The organism is Acinetobacter sp. YH12249 (assembly GCF_013417475.1).
Lineage (GTDB): Bacteria > Pseudomonadota > Gammaproteobacteria > Pseudomonadales > Moraxellaceae > Acinetobacter.
The window spans coordinates 38,544-58,371 of sequence record NZ_VPDX01000010.1 but is presented as its reverse complement, the minus strand read 5'-3'; the positions used below and the strand labels follow the sequence as shown (position 1 = coordinate 58,371).

17 protein-coding genes are annotated in these 19,828 nt (G+C 44.0%); 1 reads left to right on the top strand and 16 read right to left on the bottom strand.

All coding sequences use genetic code 11. From position 1 onward, the window contains the following. Positions 1–117: 117 nt before the first annotated feature. The 8 genes from FTV25_RS07700 to FTV25_RS07665 form a co-directional block, all read right to left on the bottom strand. Positions 118–969, bottom strand: coding sequence for a hypothetical protein (locus FTV25_RS07700; RefSeq protein WP_180002735.1), 852 nt, complete (start codon positions 967–969; stop codon positions 118–120). A 12-nt stretch (positions 970–981) separates the two neighbouring features. Continuing rightward, complete coding sequence (aroB, locus tag FTV25_RS07695) at positions 982–2,061, bottom strand: 3-dehydroquinate synthase (protein ID WP_180002737.1); 1,080 nt, start codon at positions 2,059–2,061, stop codon at positions 982–984. Positions 2,062–2,089: 28 nt separating this feature from the next. Beyond that, positions 2,090–2,626 carry a shikimate kinase AroK gene (aroK, locus tag FTV25_RS07690; protein WP_005233593.1) on the bottom strand — a complete coding sequence of 179 codons (537 nt, stop codon included), beginning with the start codon at positions 2,624–2,626 and terminating at the stop codon, positions 2,090–2,092. 36 nt (positions 2,627–2,662) lie between these two features. Then, positions 2,663–4,783: a type IV pilus secretin PilQ family protein gene (pilQ, locus tag FTV25_RS07685; RefSeq protein ID WP_180002738.1), complete on the bottom strand. Its 2,121-nt coding sequence runs from the start codon at positions 4,781–4,783 to the stop codon at positions 2,663–2,665. A gap of 61 nt (positions 4,784–4,844) precedes the next feature. Further along, positions 4,845–5,372 carry a pilus assembly protein PilP gene (locus FTV25_RS07680; RefSeq protein ID WP_034169727.1) on the bottom strand — a complete coding sequence of 176 codons (528 nt, stop codon included), beginning with the start codon at positions 5,370–5,372 and terminating at the stop codon, positions 4,845–4,847. After that, positions 5,372–6,088: a type 4a pilus biogenesis protein PilO gene (locus FTV25_RS07675; RefSeq protein ID WP_180002740.1), complete on the bottom strand. Its 717-nt coding sequence runs from the start codon at positions 6,086–6,088 to the stop codon at positions 5,372–5,374. Before FTV25_RS07675 ends, FTV25_RS07680 begins: the two co-directional genes overlap by 1 nt. Further along, positions 6,085–6,723, bottom strand: coding sequence for a PilN domain-containing protein (locus FTV25_RS07670; protein WP_179992180.1), 639 nt, complete (start codon positions 6,721–6,723; stop codon positions 6,085–6,087). Before FTV25_RS07670 ends, FTV25_RS07675 begins: the two co-directional genes overlap by 4 nt. Then, positions 6,723–7,781, bottom strand: a complete 1,059-nt coding sequence (locus FTV25_RS07665) for a pilus assembly protein PilM (protein WP_180002742.1) — start codon at positions 7,779–7,781, stop codon at positions 6,723–6,725. The genes FTV25_RS07670 and FTV25_RS07665 overlap by 1 nt, the downstream gene beginning before the upstream one ends. 166 nt (positions 7,782–7,947) lie before the next feature. Between FTV25_RS07665 and ponA the strand changes: the two genes are divergently transcribed. Beyond that, positions 7,948–10,476 (top strand): penicillin-binding protein PBP1a, encoded by a 2,529-nt coding sequence (ponA, locus tag FTV25_RS07660; RefSeq protein ID WP_180002744.1) that lies wholly within the window; start codon positions 7,948–7,950, stop codon positions 10,474–10,476. Positions 10,477–10,534: 58 nt separating this feature from the next. On the opposite strand, the gene FTV25_RS07655 is transcribed toward ponA, so the two are convergent. From FTV25_RS07655 to FTV25_RS07620, 8 genes are all read right to left on the bottom strand, one after another. Then, a complete protein-coding gene (locus tag FTV25_RS07655; RefSeq protein WP_180002746.1) occupies positions 10,535–11,338 on the bottom strand; it encodes a putative RNA methyltransferase in 804 nt (267 codons plus the stop codon). Between the two features lie 58 nt (positions 11,339–11,396). Beyond that, positions 11,397–12,515 (bottom strand): phospho-N-acetylmuramoyl-pentapeptide-transferase, encoded by a 1,119-nt coding sequence (mraY, locus tag FTV25_RS07650; protein WP_159122695.1) that lies wholly within the window; start codon positions 12,513–12,515, stop codon positions 11,397–11,399. Continuing rightward, positions 12,516–13,919 carry a UDP-N-acetylmuramoyl-tripeptide--D-alanyl-D-alanine ligase gene (gene murF / locus FTV25_RS07645; protein ID WP_180002748.1) on the bottom strand — a complete coding sequence of 468 codons (1,404 nt, stop codon included), beginning with the start codon at positions 13,917–13,919 and terminating at the stop codon, positions 12,516–12,518. It lies immediately after the preceding gene. An 8-nt stretch (positions 13,920–13,927) separates the two neighbouring features. Then, positions 13,928–15,424, bottom strand: a complete 1,497-nt coding sequence (locus FTV25_RS07640) for a UDP-N-acetylmuramoyl-L-alanyl-D-glutamate--2,6-diaminopimelate ligase (protein ID WP_180002750.1) — start codon at positions 15,422–15,424, stop codon at positions 13,928–13,930. An 11-nt stretch (positions 15,425–15,435) separates the two neighbouring features. Further along, entirely contained in the window at positions 15,436–17,259 is a 1,824-nt protein-coding gene (gene ftsI / locus FTV25_RS07635; protein ID WP_180002752.1) for a penicillin-binding protein PBP3, read from the bottom strand. A 15-nt stretch (positions 17,260–17,274) separates the two neighbouring features. Beyond that, a complete protein-coding gene (gene ftsL, locus FTV25_RS07630; RefSeq protein WP_004787146.1) occupies positions 17,275–17,607 on the bottom strand; it encodes a cell division protein FtsL in 333 nt (110 codons plus the stop codon). 10 nt (positions 17,608–17,617) lie between these two features. After that, on the bottom strand, positions 17,618–18,529 hold the full coding sequence (gene rsmH, locus FTV25_RS07625; protein WP_034702209.1) for a 16S rRNA (cytosine(1402)-N(4))-methyltransferase RsmH: 912 nt from the start codon (positions 18,527–18,529) through the stop codon (positions 17,618–17,620). Positions 18,530–18,719: 190 nt separating this feature from the next. Next, entirely contained in the window at positions 18,720–19,739 is a 1,020-nt protein-coding gene (locus tag FTV25_RS07620) for a sulfate ABC transporter substrate-binding protein (protein ID WP_004787154.1), read from the bottom strand. Positions 19,740–19,828: the final 89 nt, after the last annotated feature.

Sequence of the window (19,828 nt, the reverse complement as noted above, 5' to 3'; positions counted from 1 at the left end):
ATGACAAAGATTTAGCCTACAAAAGGAAAATTATGATTATTTATGGTGCGTATTTTTTGCACCAAAAGCGCACATTTATAATAAAGATAAAGTGTCCGTGCGCTATTTTAGACCGGCCTAGTTAAATGGATCACTAATCTCGTTTTCTTGAGGTCGAGAATTGCCATTTGATGAGCGTGGACTTCCTTCGACATGACTTTGAGATTTCTGTACATCTACTACATTACCTTCCTGATCACGTCGAACAATCGTGGTACTCGTGGTGCTTTCTTTAGGGGTGACCACAGGTGCTGAAGGTTGAGCTTTCGGTCTTATCTGTACGGATTCATCGACTTTCGGTAAAGGTACATTTTTCAACTGAATTTCATAAAGTTTTTGATTACTTGCCAGTTCTTCCGAACCCATACTGTTGACTAGACTGGCATATTGTTGCATGGCCACAACTTTAGGCTGGACGGATTTAGGCAGATTCAGATTGAGCGCTGATAAAGCCTGTTGAGCTTCTGCTGCGGTTTTATACAGACCATATAACAATACATATTGTTCAGGCTGGTTCTCACCCGAAAGCCTTAAATAAACAAAAGGCTTACGATCCTGCTGCTTTTTCAGGAAGGTTTTTAGAATGGCTTCATTACCTACACGAAATAGCTCAATCGCATGCTGTTTCTTTACTTCACCAATATATTTGGTTCCGCGGAATTCAGGCTCATGACTAACATTGACAACAAGCCGAGTATTGAGAGCAAGAGGCTTAACCTCATCAGAAAGTGCACCAAGATGGGTCATTGAGGCCACTTTTTCTGGTTGAATCTGTAATTCAACTTCCGTTTCCGGCTTCTTCTCTACTTCTACAACTTCATCTGTATCGGTAATAGCCCAAAAAACCAAGGCAGCAAATAGACAGCATACGCCACAGACCAGCCAGAAATAATGCTGAATCTTTTGCCAAGGGGTACGTAATGCTGTCATAAAAATTTAAACCTATGCCTGATGAGCTAAAATCGCCTGTTGCATCAACTCGACATCAAAGTCTCGAGTAATGACCGCTTTTCCAAGTTGCTGCAATAATACAAGACGAAGCTGCCCATTTAAAACTTTCTTGTCGTGAGCCATATAAGCCAGGAAATCGTCAAGTGGGATTTTAGGACAAACAATAGGTAATTGCGCACGAGAAATGATTTTTTTTGTACGCTCAAGGTCTTCTAATGAAATCCAACCCATGCGATGGGATAAATCTGCTGCCATCACCATACCGGTTGCTACCGCTTCTCCATGCAGCCATTCACCGTAGCCCAGATAAGACTCGATCGCATGACCAAATGTATGACCGAGATTAAGTAAAGCACGCTCACCCTGCTCTTTTTCATCATTCGCTACAATACGGGCTTTATGCGCACAAGAACGATAAACCGCTTCGGCCAGCAATTGCTCATCACGGGCAATAAGACCTACCATATTGGCTTCTAGCCAGACCAGAAACTCTTCATCTCCGAGCAAAGCATATTTAATCACTTCAGCCAAACCGGCAGATAGCTCACGATCCGGCAAAGTTGCAAGTTGTGACATATCTGCCAGCACCACTTGTGGCTGCTGGAAAGCACCAATCATATTTTTACCCAGTGGATGATTAATGCCGGTTTTACCCCCCACACTGGAATCCACTTGAGAGAGTAACGTCGTTGGCACCTGAATAAAATATACTCCACGCTGGAAACAGGCAGAAGCAAAGCCGGCCATATCTCCAATAACACCACCACCGAGTGCCAGAACCGTACTGTCTCGGTTAAAGCCTGCCTCAAGCAATGCATCAAAAATTAGGTTTAGATGCTCAATATTTTTGTATTTCTCACCATCCGGCAAAATACAGGTCGCCACAGTTTTACCCAAATTTTCCAATGCAGCCTTATAGCGATCCAGATAGAGTGGTGCCACCGTATCATTACTGACAACCATCACCTGTTTGCCATGAATATAAGGCTCAAGCAATTCCTGAGGATTCAAGTTACTGCCAATAAAAATGGGATAACGACGTTCACCGAGTTCGACATATAAGGTTTTCATGAGAGGATAACCACTTTTTCAACTGAACTTATTTTTTTGGAAGGATGAGATTCAGAATACGCTGCGCCAGATCTCGTGCAGCTCCCTGATTGGTCTCAATAATGTAATGTGCGACTTCCCGGTATAACGGATCCCGCACTGCAAGCAGATCTCTGAGTTTCTGTTCAGGATTTTCGACTTGTAACAAGGGGCGGTTTTTGTCGCGATAGGTTCGCTGAAGCTGAATTTCAACTGGAGTATAAAGATAAACAACGATGCCTCGCTGCTTTAAATAATCTCGATTAGGAGCCTGAGTAATTGCGCCACCACCAGTCGCAAGTACCAGCTGTGGTCGTGAGGTTAACTCATCAATGACAACAGTTTCACGATGACGAAAACCCTTTTCACCCTCTTTTTCGAAGATCCAGGGAATCGTAGCCCCTGTTTTCCGCTCAATTTCATGATCGCTGTCCAGAAATTCTCGTCCTAACAGTTCTGCTAAATGTCGTCCTACTGTTGTTTTACCGGCCCCCATCGGCCCTACCAAATAGATATTTGGCAGGGTTTCAAACTCTTTGCTTGGCAAGGAGTCACCTATTCATTTTGTTAAATTCAAAATATATTAATGATTTCTTGAAACACTGTCATTAACAATTCGAGGTGTAACAAAAATCAGTAACTCACGCTTGTTATCCGCTTTTACATCTTTACGGAATAAACGACCTAAATAAGGTAAATCGCCCAAGAAAGGAACTTTAGTTTGTGCATTTCGAGTTTCTTGCTCAAAAATACCCCCTAACACTACTGTTTCACCATTATCAACCAGCACATTAGTATTAATCTGGTTTTTATTAATGGTTAACTGTCCAGTTGGGGTCGGATTTCCTGGTGAGTCACTGGTAATATTCAATTCCATCTGCACCTTACCATCTGGAGTAATACTTGGTGTAACGTCCAGACTTAAAGTTGCATCAATAAATGATGTAGTCGACACTGCATTAGCACCACCACCTTCTGCAGACTGATATGGAATTTGCGAACCGGAGGCAACGGTTGCTTTTTGTTTGTCAGCAGTGAGCACTTTTGGCGTAGAAATCACTTCACCATAACCATCTGCCTGTAGCGCAGAAAGTTCAAGATCCAGCATAAAATCAGAAAGGCTAATTAAGCCAAAAGCAATACGGCTTGCACCTTGACTGGTTACCCCTAAATCTACATTTAGGTTATCCGGACGCTGAATATCATAGGTAAATCCACCTAACTCATTTACTTCTGGCTCTCGGAGATCCCAAAGAGTCGTATCACTACCACCAACAAGAAGGTGATTATTATTGGTAATCCCTTGAGATAGGATTCCCCACTTCACTCCCATTTCTTTGGTAAAGTCAGTGGTTGCACGAACGATACGCGCCTCAACCATGACCTGCTTCACTTGGACATCAAGCAGATCCACCATATTGCGAATTTTATCAATGAAAGGCTGGGTATCATTCACAATAATGGTATTGGTACGAGCATCAATAGAGATAGAACCACGTGAACTTAGTAAACTTTCTCTATCATCACCGTTACTTGTGCTATTCGAGCTCCCTGATCCTGATGCACTCTTATTTTGAGTAATCAGTTTTTCAATATCTGCTGCTTTTGCATAACTGAGCTGCATATATTCAGTTTGAATTGGTGCAAGCTTAACACTCTGTGCTAGTGCTTTCGCTTCTTCTTCTTCGGCCTTAATTAGTTCTGCCACCGGTGCAATCCAGATCACATTACCATTACGGCGTTTATCCAGATTTTTAGTTTTTAACACAATATCTAAAGCCTGATCCCAAGGCACTTCTTTGAGGCGTAAGGTAATATTACCTTGTACGCTATCTGCAGCAACCATATTGATATCGGTAAAATCGGCTAATAACTGTAGAACTCGACGGACTTCAATATCTTGGAAATCGAGGGAAATTTTCTTGCCTGTATAAGCGACTGATTTAGGACGTAAAGGCCCTTTAACTTCTGGACGCTTCAAACTAATCGTCAGCTTATTATCAGTTTGAAAAGCCATATATTCATAGCTTTCCGCAGATTGAATGGTAATTACACCTGAGCCATTCTGATTGACTGCGTCTACACTCGAAACTGGTGTAGCAAAATCATTCACATTTAAGCGACGGGTCAAATGTGCCGGAATCTTGGAGCCCAGAGTCCGCACAATCACTTTGGTTCCCTGCTGCTGTACATCGACTGGTGTGTTCTGACCTGCCAGATCAATTACCACCAGTCCTTCACCTTGCGCACCCCGCTGGAAACCAATATTAGTAATCCCCTGAGCGACCTGTTGTTGTACAGGCTGAGCAATAGCGACTGGAGTAGCAGAATTAATTTTTAAAATAAAGGTATTGCCTTCCACACGCGTCGTAAATGCACCTGCATTAGCGAGATTCACCGTCAGTCGAGAACGCTGTGCATCTGAGCTAACATCCACTGAACTGGCTTCAGCAGTTGCGACTGGAATACTAGACTGTTTTAGATTTTGTTGGGCCTCATTAAAATCCAGAATCAGGCGTGATGGAGATTCAAGCTGATAAGCTTGAGGCTGAGGTGGCAAGCCATTAAACATCACCCGGATTTCAGTTCCCTGTCCAGGAATTTGCATTGGCACTACATTGGTCATTGAAACTTGCGCACTCGCTGCTTGCATCACAGCAATCGCGACAGCCCCCATAGAAAACTGACGAAACACATGATTCATTGTATTAGCATCCCCAAAAATAAATTCTTTAATACTCTTATTCATTTTTATTCCTTAAAACTTATGGCGCTGGCCCAATCAAAACCAGACTTCGTGGTCGTTCCACATATCCCTCACGGCCATCTGGAATAATCTCAATCAAGTCAATCTGTGTCGGCGTAATTCTCGTTACACGACCATGATTAAGTCCCATATAGCTGCCACGTTGTATCCGTTCAATTTCCCCATCAGGCGTTTGAATTAGAGCCAGAATCTGCCCCGCCTGATTCCGCATACTGCCTTTCATGCTTAAGGTCTCTAGTGGATAACTCTCTAAAGGCTGTAATTGGCGTGACAAGTTCGGATAAACTCGCTTACCTGCCATAATTTTCAATTCAGCCGCTAAAGAGCTCGGCAGAAAAGGACTTTTCAGCTGATGAGCTGCATAATTAAACATTTCTGTCGGAATAAAATCTGGTGCCGGCTCAATCGGTAATGGCGGTTGATTGCGAATATTGGCCATTTCCTGATTGACTGCATCAATTCTTGATTCGCAGCCCACCAATAAAAATCCGAGCGTTAAAGCTGAAGTAATTTTAATGATATTCATTACTGAGCTCCCTGCATATCAGTTGTAGCCGGAGTAGATGAAGCATCTGCATTACCTACATACCGATAGGTTTTTGCTTTTACCACATAATCAATGACAGGAATTTCAGATTTCTTTTCTTTATTTTCAGTTCCTGTAATGATGAAGTCATGCAGTGTAACGATGCGCGAAAGCCCTGCAATACTGCTCACAAAAGAACCAAAGGCATGATAATCCCCAGTGGCTTCAATCGCGATTGGCTGTTCAATAAAGAATTCCTGCTTGATTTCAGGTTCAAGACGAATATTCTTAAATTTCAGTCCAGAGTTCACTCCACTCAGGTTAATATCTTCCACCAGACCTGGAATTTCAGTTTCTTTCGGCAATTGTTCCAATTGCTGATTAAAACGTGCTTCCATCTCCTGCAACTGAATCTGATACTGCTGTAAATTACGCAGCTTGGATTCCTTTTCCCGGAATTCATTTAACAGGTTTTGTTCTTGAGCACTGGCTTGTGAAATTGCTTCTATCTTGCCGCGAATAAACCCGAAATACCCCAGCATAAAAACCAGAATAACAATAAAGATCCAGCAGGTAATTTTGACTGATAATGGCCAGCTACCATAATTATTTGGATCTAGTGTATTGAATTGTTGAAAGAATTTCTCAACTGTCATTTTTTTTCTAGGAACAGCCACTACGTCTTGGCTTAATTCATCGAATCCGTCATTACTCATGATGATGCCTCCGCTGTAGTTGTGGCTGGTGTTTGTCCTTCTTTAAGTGTTGGCTCAGCGATTTGATCCAGATCAACCGTGACCGTAAAGCTGCCATAAGATTCTTCTACTCGAGGAATCACTGAGGATGGCGCTTTATCTTTTGGCTCTTCAGCAACCAGAAAAGCATTCATAAATGCATTACGATACCAGGTGGAAGCTTCCAGATTACGTAGCAATTCAGCCACTGTATTCGGACTTTCTGCCTTACCTTCAATGGTGAATTTATCGCCGGTACGCTGAAATTTTGTAATGTACATATTGCCTGGTGTGACCCGTACAATTTCATCAATCAGGTGAACTGCAATCGGCCGTTGAGTCTGTAAACCCTGAATCAGCTTCATACGTTCAACAATTGCATTACGCTGGTCTTGTAAACCATCCAATGCTTTCAGCTGTACATCCAGATTCTGGTTAGTACTGACCACCAGCTGGTTGGCCTGTTCCTGATCCTGAAGTTTTTGATCGTAATAGAACCAGGTTGAACCTGCTGCTGCCAATCCTAGAAAAAGTGCCCCTGCGCAAATCGCTACAAATTCATTATTTCTTTTAATTCTTAGCTCATCGCGCCAAGGGAGTAAGTTAATCTTTGCCATTAATCAAAACTCCTCAATGCCAAACCACATGCAACCATGAGTGAGGACGCGTCATTTTCAATTTTTTTAATATCAATTTGAGGAGAAAAGCCCATTTGCAGGAATGGATTGGCAATCGTGACCCGGTAGCCGAGTTTTTGCTGTAATAGTTTTGCCAGACCTGGAATATTGGCATTCCCCCCTGCCAATAAAATATGGTCAATCTCGTTAAACTGAGATGAAGAGAAGAAGAACTGTAATGAACGCGCTGCCTGCTGCACGACTGCATCCAGGAAAGGTTCCAGCACTTCGATGTCATAATCATCCGGTAAGGCACGGGTTTTTTTAGCACGCCCTGCTTCCTCAAAAGACAATCCATAACGGTTCTGGATTTCCTGAGTCAGCTGTTTGCCACCAAAAACCTGCTCACGGGTATAAATGATCTTGTTATTTTGCATGACGGATAAGGTCGTCATACTATGACCAATATCCAGGATCCCGACAGTATTTACCCCCATCGGTAAGGTATCCGAAAACACCTTGAATGCATTTTCTAATGCAAAACTTTCGACATCTGCAATTTTTGGATTGAGGTTGGCAATTTGCAGTACTTCAGAACGCGCTTCAACATTTTCGATTCGGGTCGCTACCAACAGGACATTGACCCGGTTCGGATTGGTTAAACGGTCTGGCAGAACTTCAAAGTCCAGACTGGCTTCATCAAGTGGGAAAGGAATATATTGTTCGGCATCTTCACGAATCTGAATTTCACGTTCATCATCCGACATATCGGCATCCATTTCGATGATCTTGGTGATGACCATAGAAGTTGGAATCGCAAAGGCTGACTGACTGGACTGGGTATTGGCCAAATTAATCGCACGCCCCAACGCATCACCCACCGCTTCTGGATTTAAAATATTTTTTTCAACGACACTACTTTCTGGTAATGGGACCAAAGCATAACTTTCTACCCAGTACCGACCGTTCTTTACAGAGAGCTCTAAAACTTTAACAGAAGTCGAACTAATATCGACTCCTATTAACCCCTTATTTGGCTTACGATATAACCTGCGCACAATACAATTCCTATTATTTTTTTATCCCCAATAAAAACAAACTCACCAATCTGTGCCGGCCTATAATTTTATACAGATACAATAACTCATCTAACAATATGTATATCTAAAGGATATACTGACCGGTAATTAGTTTGCCATTAGCTCTTATTAAAACTTACTTGTTATGAAAAAGCTATCTTGTTCAGGCCTTGTTCATCCATTTTTTTTGATCATTATCATTATTTTGATCTCAATTCCGATGGGTTTCTATGGCATGTATCTCTATATTGCCCCATCTTTGCCTGAAATGTCTACGCTTAAAAAGGCACCTTTATTAAAGCCTTTACAAGTTTTTAGCTCAGATAATGAGCTCATTGCAGAGTATGGTGGCAAGCTTTCTGTTCCTGTGAATTATGAACAGATTCCGAAAGAATTTATTCACGCCTTCCTCGCTGCAGAAGATTCCAGTTTCTTCGAACACAGCGGGATCAGCTTTAAAGGCTTAGGACGTGCAGTCAGTGAAACTATTACCGGCTCTGATGTACAGACTGGTGGTTCGACCATTACCATGCAGGTCGCCAAAAACTACTATTTAAGTCCCGAACGTACTTTAAAGCGTAAGCTGACTGAAATTTTCCTGGCACGTAAAATAGAACAGAATTTAAGTAAAGAAGAAATTCTGACTTTATATGTCAATAAAATTTTCCTAGGGAAAAACGCTTATGGCATCGCGGCAGCAGCGAAAATCTATTACAACAAAAGTTTAGATGAGCTTTCGATTGCGCAAATGGCAATGATCGCCGGTCTTCCTAAAGCGCCTTCTCGTTATAATCCGGTGGCCAATCCTAAGCGTGCACTGGAACGCCGCAACTGGATTTTAGGTCGTATGCTGCAATTGGGGTATCTGAATCAAAGCCAATATCAGGAAGCCATTGCTGAACCGATTAACCTGGATATGCCTGACCGCAGTACGCGTAACAAATTTCCCTACGTCGGTGAAATGGTTCGCTCCGAACTAGTAGAAAATTTTGGTGAACAGGCCATAGATTCAGGTTATAAAGTCTACACGACGATCCATAGTGAACGTCAGGCTTATGCTGAACAGGCAGTACAGGATGGTTTAGAGGCCTATGATCGTCGTCATGGCTGGCGAGGTGCTGAGGCTCATGATCAGCCCCTGCAAAATTTCCGTGTCTATGCCAACACTTACCCTGCTGAAGTGACCAAGGTCAATAATAATAGCTTTGAAGCGTTGATGCAGGATGGTACAACCGTAACTGTGCCTTGGTCAGGCATGTCCTGGGCCCGTCCTTATCGTAGTGCAGATAGTGTAGGTGCTGCACCAAGCAGAGCATCACAGATTGTTAAAGTTAAAGATATTGTTCGTTTAAGACCTAATGAGAATAAAAGTTCCTGGGCACTGGTACAAACGCCTCAGGTACAGGGCCAATTAATTGCCTTGAACCCGAATAATGGTGCGATTGAAGCCATTGTCGGTGGTTATAATTTTTATCAATCTAAATTTAACCGCGCGACTCAAGGCTGGCGTCAGCCGGGTTCAACTATTAAACCCTTCGTTTACGCTCTGGCTTTAGAACGTGGTATGACTCCACACACCATGGTCAATGATGCACCGATTACTATTGGTAAATGGAGTCCGCGTAATTCGGATGGCCGTTATTTAGGGATGATTCCTTTACGTCGTGCTTTATATCTGTCACGTAACACGGTTTCAGTACGCCTATTACAAACTGTTGGTATTGAGCGTACACGTCAGTTATTTATGGATTTTGGCTTGCAGGATAACCAGATTCCACGGAACTATACCATTGCTCTAGGTACACCTCAGGTTTTACCAATCCAAATGGCTACTGGTTATGCTACGTTCGCCAATGGCGGTTATCGGATTCAGCCACATTTTATTACGCGGATCGAAGATGCCTATGGCAAGACCATTTTTGAGGCTAAGCCTGAATATGCCTGCATCTCGTGTATTAATGCTCAGGAAGAAAGTCCTCAACCAACAGGCGCACTCACTCCTGATGATGAAGCAATTGAAATCAATAACAAGACCCTAGCGCAAAAACCAGAGACACCAAAAATCTCGGCTGAAGACAGTAATTACCGTCAGGCAGAACGTATTTTAAAATCTAGTTCTGCTTATGATATGGCCAATATCCTGCGTGATGTGATTCAGCATGGTACGGGACGTGCTGCTTTAAGAATTGGTCGTAGCGATATTGGGGGTAAAACCGGTACCACCAATGATGCCAAAGATGCCTGGTTTGCAGGTTTTAATGGCAAACTGGTCACCGTTGCCTGGGTCGGTTTTGATCAGCCGAAGAGTTTAGGTCGACGTGAATACGGTGGCGTAGCAGCCTTGCCAATCTGGACCGACTTTATGGGGAATGCCTTAAAAGGCACACCAGAAGCTTGGGTTCGCCTGGATCGTAATGCTAAAGCACCAATTAACCGTAATAAGGTAGTGCAAGGTGAGCAGGAACAGCATGATCCGTCTTCTCCACCTTTAGCGACGCCTCTGTATCGCCCTGCCCCCGTTGTAGCACCTAAGCGACAAAGCAATGATTTTGAAGATTTGCCTGATCAGGAAATCCGCATACCGGATGATGAAAGAGTGGCGCCAAGAGACCAGCCACTACAACCAAATCGGGTGGTGGATCCTTTGGAAAACTTGATTGAAGAAATTGAATAATCTGAACCAATAAAAAATCCCTCAATAATGAGGGATTTTTTATTTCTAAATAACCGATTTACTTCTTCTGAAATACATAAATCTGGAATTGGGCCATTAAATCGAATTGATCCTGCTGCTCAAGTGCCAAACGGCGTTCAGGTTTGGCTTTATAAGCATAGGGAGTCATAGCAATCAGGTTTTTTAAATCCGCTTGAGGCAAAGTCATTGGCGCATCAATCACCTGTTCACTTACCAGATTAAATACATCCTGCAACTGCTCAACAAATTTCTGTGGCTCGTGTTCTTTCACTTCCTCAAATAAGGCTTCACGCATCGCGTACAAATGTTGTGGTGCAGGCGTCACTACCATCAAATAAGATTTTGGCTTTAATACCCGCAAGATTTCCTGTTTCGGAATCGGGCTAAATAAGCTGGTACAGAGATCAATGAATTGATCCAATACCGGCAAGGTTGCCCCTGTCCCTACCACCCAGGTAATTTCTTTATTCAGTTTAGCTGCAACCTGAACTGCATTTTTGGCAATATCTACGCCGACACATTGCATGACTTCAGCCTGCATGGCATTGGTGTAATAGCCTTCGCCACAACCAATATCGAGCAGATTTTCAATCCGCAGCTCACGGATTTTCTTGACCACAGCCTGTTGCAAAGGCGCATAATGGCCTGCACTCAGAAATGCACGGCGTGCCTGCACAGATTCAGGCGTATCGCCCGGATTTTTACTATGTTTATGCTGCACCACATGCAGGTTCACATAACCTTGCTTGGCCACATCATAGCTATGCTGATTGTCACAGCGCCATGTACGTTCATTTAAGCGCAACTGCTCACGACAAACAGGACACATCAGTAGGTTCATTTTTTAATTTCTCCAAAACAAAAAAGCCGGCATGCGCCGACTTTTTCAAATGCATTTCTTAGCGTAATTTTAAGGTCATTAGACCCAAAACTACCAGCATAATCGTAATAATCCAGAAACGGATGACGACTTGAGTTTCACGCCAACCTTTCTTTTCATAATGGTGATGCAAAGGTGCCATCAGGAATACCCGTTTATTACGCATTCTTAATGAACCGATTTGCAGGAAGACTGAAATTGCTTCCACCAGGAATACACCTGCCATAATCGCAAACACGATTTCCTGACGTACCATCACGGCAATCGTACCCAGCATTGCACCTAAAGATAATGCACCCACGTCACCCATAAACACTTGAGCTGGATGAGCGTTATACCAGAGGAATGCCAGACCGGCACCAATCATCGCAGCACAGATGACTACCAGTTCAGAAGAATATTTCACATAAGGAATATGTAAGTAGTTAGCGAAACGTACATCGCCTGCCAGATAAGCAAACACCCCTAAACCGGCTGCAACCAGGACAATTGGCATGATCGCCAGACCATCCAGACCATCGGTCAGGTTCACGGCATTGGATGCGCCATTAATCACGAAGTAAGTGAAAATAATGAAACCAATTCCCAGCGGAATCACAGACAATGGAATGGTGTGATCCTTAAAGAATGGAATTAACACATCCAGCATGTTGGCAGTCACAACTGGATTCGGTTGCTGCTGTGCGATCACATACAGTGCAATACCAGCACCGATTGAACCTACAGACGTCCAAAAGAATTTCTTGCGTGCAGGTAAACCGGCATTGTCCTTATAACGGATTTTAATCCAGTCATCCGCCCAGCCAACGGCGCCGAAAATCACCATTACCGAGAGCACAATCCAGACATAAGGATTCGTCAGGTCCGCCCACAGTAAGGTGGAGATCCCGATCGAGAGCAGGATTAATACCCCACCCATGGTCGGTGTACCCATTTTCTTGGCATGATTCTCAGGAGCAAACGAACTTACTGCCTGACCATATTTTAGTGCCTGCAATTTGCGGATCATGATCGGACCCAAGACCAAACCGATAGTCATTGCGGTCAAGACGCTGAGCAAAGCACGTAAAGTTAGATAACGAACCACCTGAAACGTGCTATCAAAGCCCGCCAGATGATCAAATAGCCATAACAGCATTTAAAGTTTCTCCATCAATGCAGCCATTAATGTTTCCATATGGGTAAAACGTGAACCCTTGAATAGGAAAGACATTGGCTGGGGATGATGTGTTTCAATCAAATCAATTAAAAATGGTAAAGCCTGCTCCTGATTGAGGAAAGCCTGCATCTTCTTACCATATTGCGTACTACGTGCACCTTCTTGTGCAGCTGGAGCAAATTCACCCACAGCCACCACAAAATTAATGCCTTTGACCGATACCAGATCCCGACCAAGTTTATAATGCTCGATCGCGGCAGATGAACCCAGTTCACCGATATCACCGGTCACCATCACTCGAATACCCTGCTGCTGCGCTAAAACTTCAGCCGCTGCACGCATCGAGCTTGGATTGGCATTGTAGGTATCATCAATAAATAAAAAATCTTTGTGCGGAATAAAGTTCAAACGACCTTTGGCACCAACAGCCTGTTCAAGGCCAGCCACGATATCATCCAGACTAATACCAATCGCCAAAGAGAAAGCCACTGCTGCAGTTGCGTTCTGCACATTGTGTTCACCAGCAAATGGCAGATTTACAGTTATAGTGCCTTGTGGTGTATTTAACGTGAAAGTCGCAGATTGCGGATGTAGTTCTACGTCAGTTGCATAGACATCACCGCCCTGACCAAAACTTAGAGTCTTCTCGGTTTTGACGGCTGCACGGATCTGCTCGGCATAATCATCCGCTGCAGGCACAATCGAAGTTTCAGAAATATGTGAATAGATTTCAGATTTAGCGCGACAAATCCCATCACGGCCACCAAACTCACCTAAGTGTGCAGTACCGATATTAATGATACCGGCCACATGCGGCTGTACCAGATTGGAAGTGTAATCAATTTCACCCTGATGGCTCGCACCCAGCTCCATCACCGCATACTGATGTTCAGCACGCAGTTCCAGCAACATCATTGGGACACCCAAATCATTATTCAGGTTACCGCGAGTGACTAAAGTCGGTGCCAGACGTGACAGGATACTGCCCAGCATTTCCTTGGTCGTGGTTTTACCGCTACTGCCAGTCAAAGCAATGACTTTGAGCTGTGGATTTTGCTGACGACGATATGCGCCAAGATGACCCAGCGCCAGGCGAGTATCTTCAACTACTAGCTGGCAAATCTCTGCGTCAACAGGTTGGCTGACAATCGCGATTCCACAGCCCTTCTCAGCCACTTGGGCGATAAAGTCATGCGCATCAAAACGCTCACCTTTAAGTGCCAAAAAAGCATCACCTGCTTCGGCATGACGGGAATCAGTTAAAATCCGCTTAATCTGGCCTTCAGGTTTTTTATCATTCAGCCAATAACCCTGAGTGGCTTGCTGTAACTGTTCAATTGTCCATGGCTCTAGAGGCACGGTACTTGTTGTTGAAGTATGCATGTAAAATCCTAATGCGCTGGAAATGCTAAATCACGGTTGTGATGCTGGGCATCAATCGCGGCCTGTACCTCGACCACATCATCAAACCAATGTCGCACCCCATCAATCTCCTGATAATTTTCGTGTCCCTTACCGGCAATCACCACAATGTCACCTGGCTGTGCCTGGTCGACTACAAAGCGGATTGCTTCACGACGGTCATGAGTTTCATGATAGGTTTTGCCTGAAAAATCGATACCCTGCTTCATGTCAGCGAAAATCTGGTTTGGATCTTCAGTACGTGGATTGTCCGAAGTCAGCACTGCAATATCAGCACCTTCGAGGGCCGCCTGAGTCATCAGCGGACGTTTGCCACGATCACGATCACCGCCACAACCAAAAGCAACCCAGAGTTTCTGACTGACATGGCGCTTCAGCGTAAGCAAGACCTGAGTCAGGGCATCTGGAGTATGCGCATAATCCACCACAAACAGGCGTTCATCATCACGAATCACCTGCATACGGCCTGGAGCACCTTTCAGCTCGGGCACAGTTGCAATTAAATCGGCTAATGCAAAACCGGCTTGCTCTGCCACAACCAGGCTCGCAACCAGATTTTCGATATTGAAATGACCCAGCAAAGGACTATGCACAGTAAATGTATCTTGTGCAGTGATCAATTTAAATTCAGCACCGGAAATACTGTACTGGATATCCTGAACCTGATAATCAGCTGCTTGTGACAAAGAATAAGTCAGAATTTTCGGCTGATTCGGATTGGCTTTTGCAGCATTCAGCATCACTTTTGCATGTGCGTCATCAATATTGATGACTGCAACTTTCAGAGATTCAAAGCTGAATAAACGCGATTTTGCTTCTGCATAAGCTTCCAGCGTACCGTGATAGTCGAGATGGTCACGACTTAAATTGCTATAAGCCGCAATTTCAATCGCACAACCATTCAGACGGCCCTGCTCCAGACCATGCGAACTCGCTTCAATTGAAGCAAATTCCGCGCCTGCCTGTGCATAGGCATGCAAGGCATTTTGCAATTGCAGGGCATCCAGTGTGGTATGAGAAGAGGCTTCCAGATTCGGCAAAACACCATTCCCTGTAGTCCCCATAACTGCACAGGCTTTGCCTTGCAGCATCAGCAACTCAGCAACCAGACGGGAAATTGTGGTTTTACCATTGGTACCAGTTACGGCCAGAATACGGGCAGCCTTGACTGGCTGAGTCGCTTGCAGATAGCGCTTTTGCCACTCGCCCATCAAGTGACGGACATTGGGTACTACCAAAGCTGGAGTAACACCTAGCTCTTGTTCTGAAATTACGGCCAGTGCACCCAATGACAGGGCTTTTTTGGCATATTCTGCGGTTTTTTCAGGTTGAGACAAGCTGGTCAGGGCAATAAAAATTTGCCCCAGTTTAACTTTGCGGCTGTCCAGTTCGAAACCCTGAAAGGATTGTCGCATCCATTCAGCAGGTTCTTGAACGGCGTAGAGATCTTGAAATGTAATGGACATTGATCACCTATTTACTGGACTTTGGGAGATTCTAAAGGTTTGTCCAACGGGACATTCAGCAAGCGTAAAGATTCCTGCATCACACGGGCAAAGACAGGTGCAGATACCATACCACCATAATAAGACCCTTGCGGATTTTCCACGACCACCACCATGGCAATACGCGGATCACTCACGGGTGCTACACCGGCAAATAAGGCACGGTATTCACTGGTTGAATAGCCTTTACGGTCGGCACGCAATTTATGCGCAGTACCGGTTTTACCTGCAACACGATAACCAGGTACGGTTGCACGGGTTGCTGTACCACCAGGCAGAGTTGCTGTTTCCATCATCAGCAGAACCTGTTCTGCGATTTGTGGATCAATCATCTGCTCGCCCTGTGGCTGTTCTTCTAATTTATACAGGCTTAAAGGCACTTTCACACCTTTGTTCGCCAGCATGGCATAGGCATCAGCCAATTGCAGCACAGTCGCATTCAGACCATAACCATAAGCCATAGTTGCTACTTCAGATACATTCCATTTACTTGGCGGCAGAATCAAACCGGAACTTTCACCCGGAAATTTCACTGCGGAACGCTGACCAAAACCAAGACGTTTATAGAAAGTCGGTAAAGTTTCATAAGGCAGTGACAGAGCTAATTTAGCTACCCCGACGTTTGATGATTTCTGGATAATCCCACCCAGTGTCAACTGACCATAGTTATGCGTATCACGAATAGTGTGGTTTCCGACCCGCATACTACCTGGACTCGTATTGATGACCGAATTGGCCGTATATTTCCCGCTCTCTAGAGCCATCGCCACAGTTAGCGGCTTCATGGTTGAACCCGGCTCGAAGGAATCGACAGCGCCACGATTACGCATTGCGTCTTTATTTAATAAGCCATTCTTGTCATTCGGGTTATAAGAGGGCCAAGAAGACATTGCCAGAATTTCACCGGTTTTAACATCGACTGCGATCGCCGTCGCTGAACGGGCATTATTGGCGACGCCTGCTGCAGTCAGTTCACGATACATAATGTACTGTAAACGTGAGTCGATACTCAGGGTAATGTTTTCACCTGGCTCAACTTCTTTAATCACTTCCGGTTCTTTAACGCGGTTGCCTTTTTTGTCACGGATAATCTGCTGTTCACCATCCTGACCGGCAAGACGGGTATTCAGCTGCATCTCCAGACCTTCGATCCCAATTCCCTCACTATTGGTCAGACCAATAATCTGGGAGTTTGGCTGGGGCTGAGGATAATAGCGCTTATAGTTTTTCTCGGTATACACACCTTGGAAATTACGCTTCATGATCAGTTCCGCCTGTTGTGGCGGCACTTCTTTTTTCAGGATCAGATAACGTGAACGTGGACGCTCTTCCATCTTTTTGCGCAATTCAGCACGATCCATGCCCACTGCATCAGCCAGCTCATCCAGATTCAGGTTTTTATCTGGGAGCTGGCGTTTTAGTTTACGGCTATTCGGCTCTTTCTGTAGTGCCAGCATGGTTTCATCATAGAGTTTTTTATTATCAAAATAGTCACGTGGGTCAATCACGATTTTCATAATCGGCGTACTGATCGCCAGCGGAATACCATTACGATCATAAATTACGCCACGCATGGCCTTGATGGTATTGGTTCGTAAAATATTGGCATTGGCTTTATTTTGCAGAAAGTCTTTATTGATAATCTGCACATAGAAAGCTCGGCCGATCAGTGTCACAAAACACAGCAGCACCACAGCCCACATGATGTAAAAACGGTTGATATAAACATTTAAGGCATTTTTCTCGGTGACGGACTGCTTTTTACGTACCGGTTGCTTCTTTCTCTTGTCTACCATGTTCGAGCGCTAGCCTTATTTTTTCTCATCTGAAGGTTGTGGTAAGGAAATCACGACACTCTGTGAAATCGGGGGTGAATACATCCTTAACTGAGTCACTGCACGGGTACCAATCTGCGCGGTCGCACCAAAGGTCTGCTGTTCAATCAGCAAACGTCCCCACTCTGCATTCAAATCATCCCGTTCACGCAGATAGGTGCTCAGTTTGCGGTTATCCTGACGGTATTCAAAGACTTGGAAGACGACAAATACCGCACTGATGAAGACCATCAACATTAATATGAGGTAAACAATGACTTTTTTCAGCCATAACTTTTCTGTTTTTTTATCAACCACTTCAGTTTTCATGATGTGCCTATTAAGCTAAACGTTCTGCCACGCGCAGCCATGCGCTACGTGAACGAGGATTGGCTTTAACTTCCTCATCACTTGCCTTGACCCGGGCGATTTTCTTTAAACGTCGCGTATCCTTTTGTTGTTGCGGCATTCCCCAGCCTGAATCTTCTTCAAGCGTTGATTCTTTTTGAATAAACTGTTTAATCAACCGGTCTTCTAATGAATGAAAGCTGATCACAGCCAAACGTCCCTCTGGTTTTAAAATTTCAACCGCTTGAGGGAGGAAAGTTTCAATATCTTCTAATTCTTTATTAATAGCAATACGAATTGCCTGGAAAGTTCGGGTGGCAGCATGTTTATTTTTTTCCCATTTTGGATGGGCAACTTTCACAATTTCCGCCAGTTTGGCTGTGGTATCAATATATCCGGCAGCCTTGATCGCTTTGGCTATACGACGACTATAACGCTCTTCCCCATACTGAAAAATCACATTGGCCAGTGCTTCTTCTTCAATATCCACCAGCCATTCTGCTGCAGTCGGACCTTGCGAGTTGTCCATACGCATATCCAGCGGGCCATCTTTCATAAAGCTGAAACCGCGTTCTGCCTGATCCAGCTGCGGTGAAGACACCCCTAAGTCAGCCATCACACCATCTACACTTTCAATACCCTGCTCAGCTAATGCCTGTTTTAAATCAGCGAAGCTGGCATGGATAATTTTAAAACGTGAATCTCCCTGTTCCAGTTCTGCGGCAACAGCCAATGCTTGCGGGTCTTTATCGAAAGCATAGACGCGTGCATTTTCATCTAATTTGGAAAGTAATAAACGTGTATGCCCACCGCGACCAAAGGTTCCATCCACATAAATTCCCGTATTGCGACCAGCCAGTAAGGCATCAATCGTTTCGTGAAGTAATACAGAAATATGTGACATAAAAACTCAATCAATAGGGCGAAAAATTTAACTGCACATTATCACTCTGTTTAGCTAAAGCTCCAAACGACTTTTTGTAGATAAATATTAATTTCTATAGAGAAAACCGTTTTTATTTTTCGACAGCCGATAAAAAAGCCTCCATCGAGGAAGCTTTTTTATATTTTAAATTTATTTTCTAATCAACAGATTAACGCTTCGAGTTATAGATCTGGTCGAAGATTGCGCCATTCACAAAGTGAGTTTTCTGTGCATTGGCCCAGCCACCGAATACTTCATCAATCGTAAAGGTTTTAATTTTTGGGAACTGTGATGAATATTTGGCTAATACTTTCTCATTACGTGGACGGTAGAAATGTCGTGCTGCCATGTCCTGACCAAGTGGAGAGTAAAGATAGTTGATATAACCTTTAGCTAACCATTTATTGCCATTTTTATCTACGGTACGATCTACGATGGCTACAGAGGGTTCAGTCAGAATGGTCAAAGATGGATAAACGATATCAAACTTATTTTTACCGAGAGTTTTTTGTGTTACTAGGGCTTCATTTTCCCAAGTTAACAACACATCACCAATATTACGTTCAGCAAATGTGGTCATCGATGCACGTGCAGCAGAGTCCATCACTTTTACGTTTTTATAAAGCTTGCCGACAAATTCTTGGGCTTTGGCTTTGCTACCACCCGGCTGTTTCTCTGCATAACCCCAAGCTGACAGATAGACCCAACGTGGCAAACCACCAGTTTTCGGATTTGGTGTAATAATTTCTACACCCGGTTTAGTCAGATCTTTCCAATCTTTAATTCCTTTAGGGTTACCCTTACGCACCATGAAGACAATCGTTGAAGTATAAGGTGCAGAATTGTGCGGGAACTCTTTTTGCCAGCCTGGCTGAATCTGACCAGATCTTACGATCTCTTCAATATCGTTTGCCAATGCCAAGGTCACTACATCACCTTTTAAACCGTCAACCACAGAACGGGCCTGTTTACCCGAACCGCCGTGTGACTGCTTAAAGTTCACATCAATACCGGTTCGTTTTTTCCAGTAGGCCCCAAAAGATTTGTTAAATTCATCATAGAATTCGCGAGTCGCATCATAAGAAACGTTCAGGAATTCACGATCCGCAGCTTGGCTTGCAGTTGCAGTAAATGTCAGACCTGTTGCCAATAAAGCAGCACTAACCAGTGATTTTAATTGAGTTTTCATAAGAGCATCGGGAGATTATCTTCATTAGATATAACTATATGAAATAAAATTATTTTTCGCAATTGAGCAAACAAAGTGCATACAGGGTA

Bases quoted from the DNA above. Each gene is read 5' to 3' on its own strand.
- ftsL (WP_004787146.1), bottom strand. From the start codon at position 17,607: ATGAAAACTGAAGTGGTTGATAAAAAAACAGAAAAGTTATGGCTGAAA.
- murF (WP_180002748.1), bottom strand. From the start codon at position 13,919: ATGCATACTTCAACAACAAGTACCGTGCCTCTAGAGCCATGGACAATT.
- FTV25_RS07620 (WP_004787154.1), bottom strand. From the start codon at position 19,739: ATGAAAACTCAATTAAAATCACTGGTTAGTGCTGCTTTATTGGCAACA.
- pilQ (WP_180002738.1), bottom strand. From the start codon at position 4,783: ATGAATCATGTGTTTCGTCAGTTTTCTATGGGGGCTGTCGCGATTGCT.
- FTV25_RS07700 (WP_180002735.1), bottom strand. From the start codon at position 969: ATGACAGCATTACGTACCCCTTGGCAAAAGATTCAGCATTATTTCTGG.
- rsmH (WP_034702209.1), bottom strand. From the start codon at position 18,529: ATGTCACATATTTCTGTATTACTTCACGAAACGATTGATGCCTTACTG.
- FTV25_RS07670 (WP_179992180.1), bottom strand. From the start codon at position 6,723: ATGGCAAAGATTAACTTACTCCCTTGGCGCGATGAGCTAAGAATTAAA.
- aroB (WP_180002737.1), bottom strand. From the start codon at position 2,061: ATGAAAACCTTATATGTCGAACTCGGTGAACGTCGTTATCCCATTTTT.
- FTV25_RS07655 (WP_180002746.1), bottom strand. From the start codon at position 11,338: ATGAACCTACTGATGTGTCCTGTTTGTCGTGAGCAGTTGCGCTTAAAT.
- ponA (WP_180002744.1), top strand. From the start codon at position 7,948: ATGAAAAAGCTATCTTGTTCAGGCCTTGTTCATCCATTTTTTTTGATC.
- FTV25_RS07640 (WP_180002750.1), bottom strand. From the start codon at position 15,424: ATGTCCATTACATTTCAAGATCTCTACGCCGTTCAAGAACCTGCTGAA.
- ftsI (WP_180002752.1), bottom strand. From the start codon at position 17,259: ATGGTAGACAAGAGAAAGAAGCAACCGGTACGTAAAAAGCAGTCCGTC.
- mraY (WP_159122695.1), bottom strand. From the start codon at position 12,515: ATGCTGTTATGGCTATTTGATCATCTGGCGGGCTTTGATAGCACGTTT.
- FTV25_RS07675 (WP_180002740.1), bottom strand. From the start codon at position 6,088: ATGAGTAATGACGGATTCGATGAATTAAGCCAAGACGTAGTGGCTGTT.
- FTV25_RS07680 (WP_034169727.1), bottom strand. From the start codon at position 5,372: ATGAATATCATTAAAATTACTTCAGCTTTAACGCTCGGATTTTTATTG.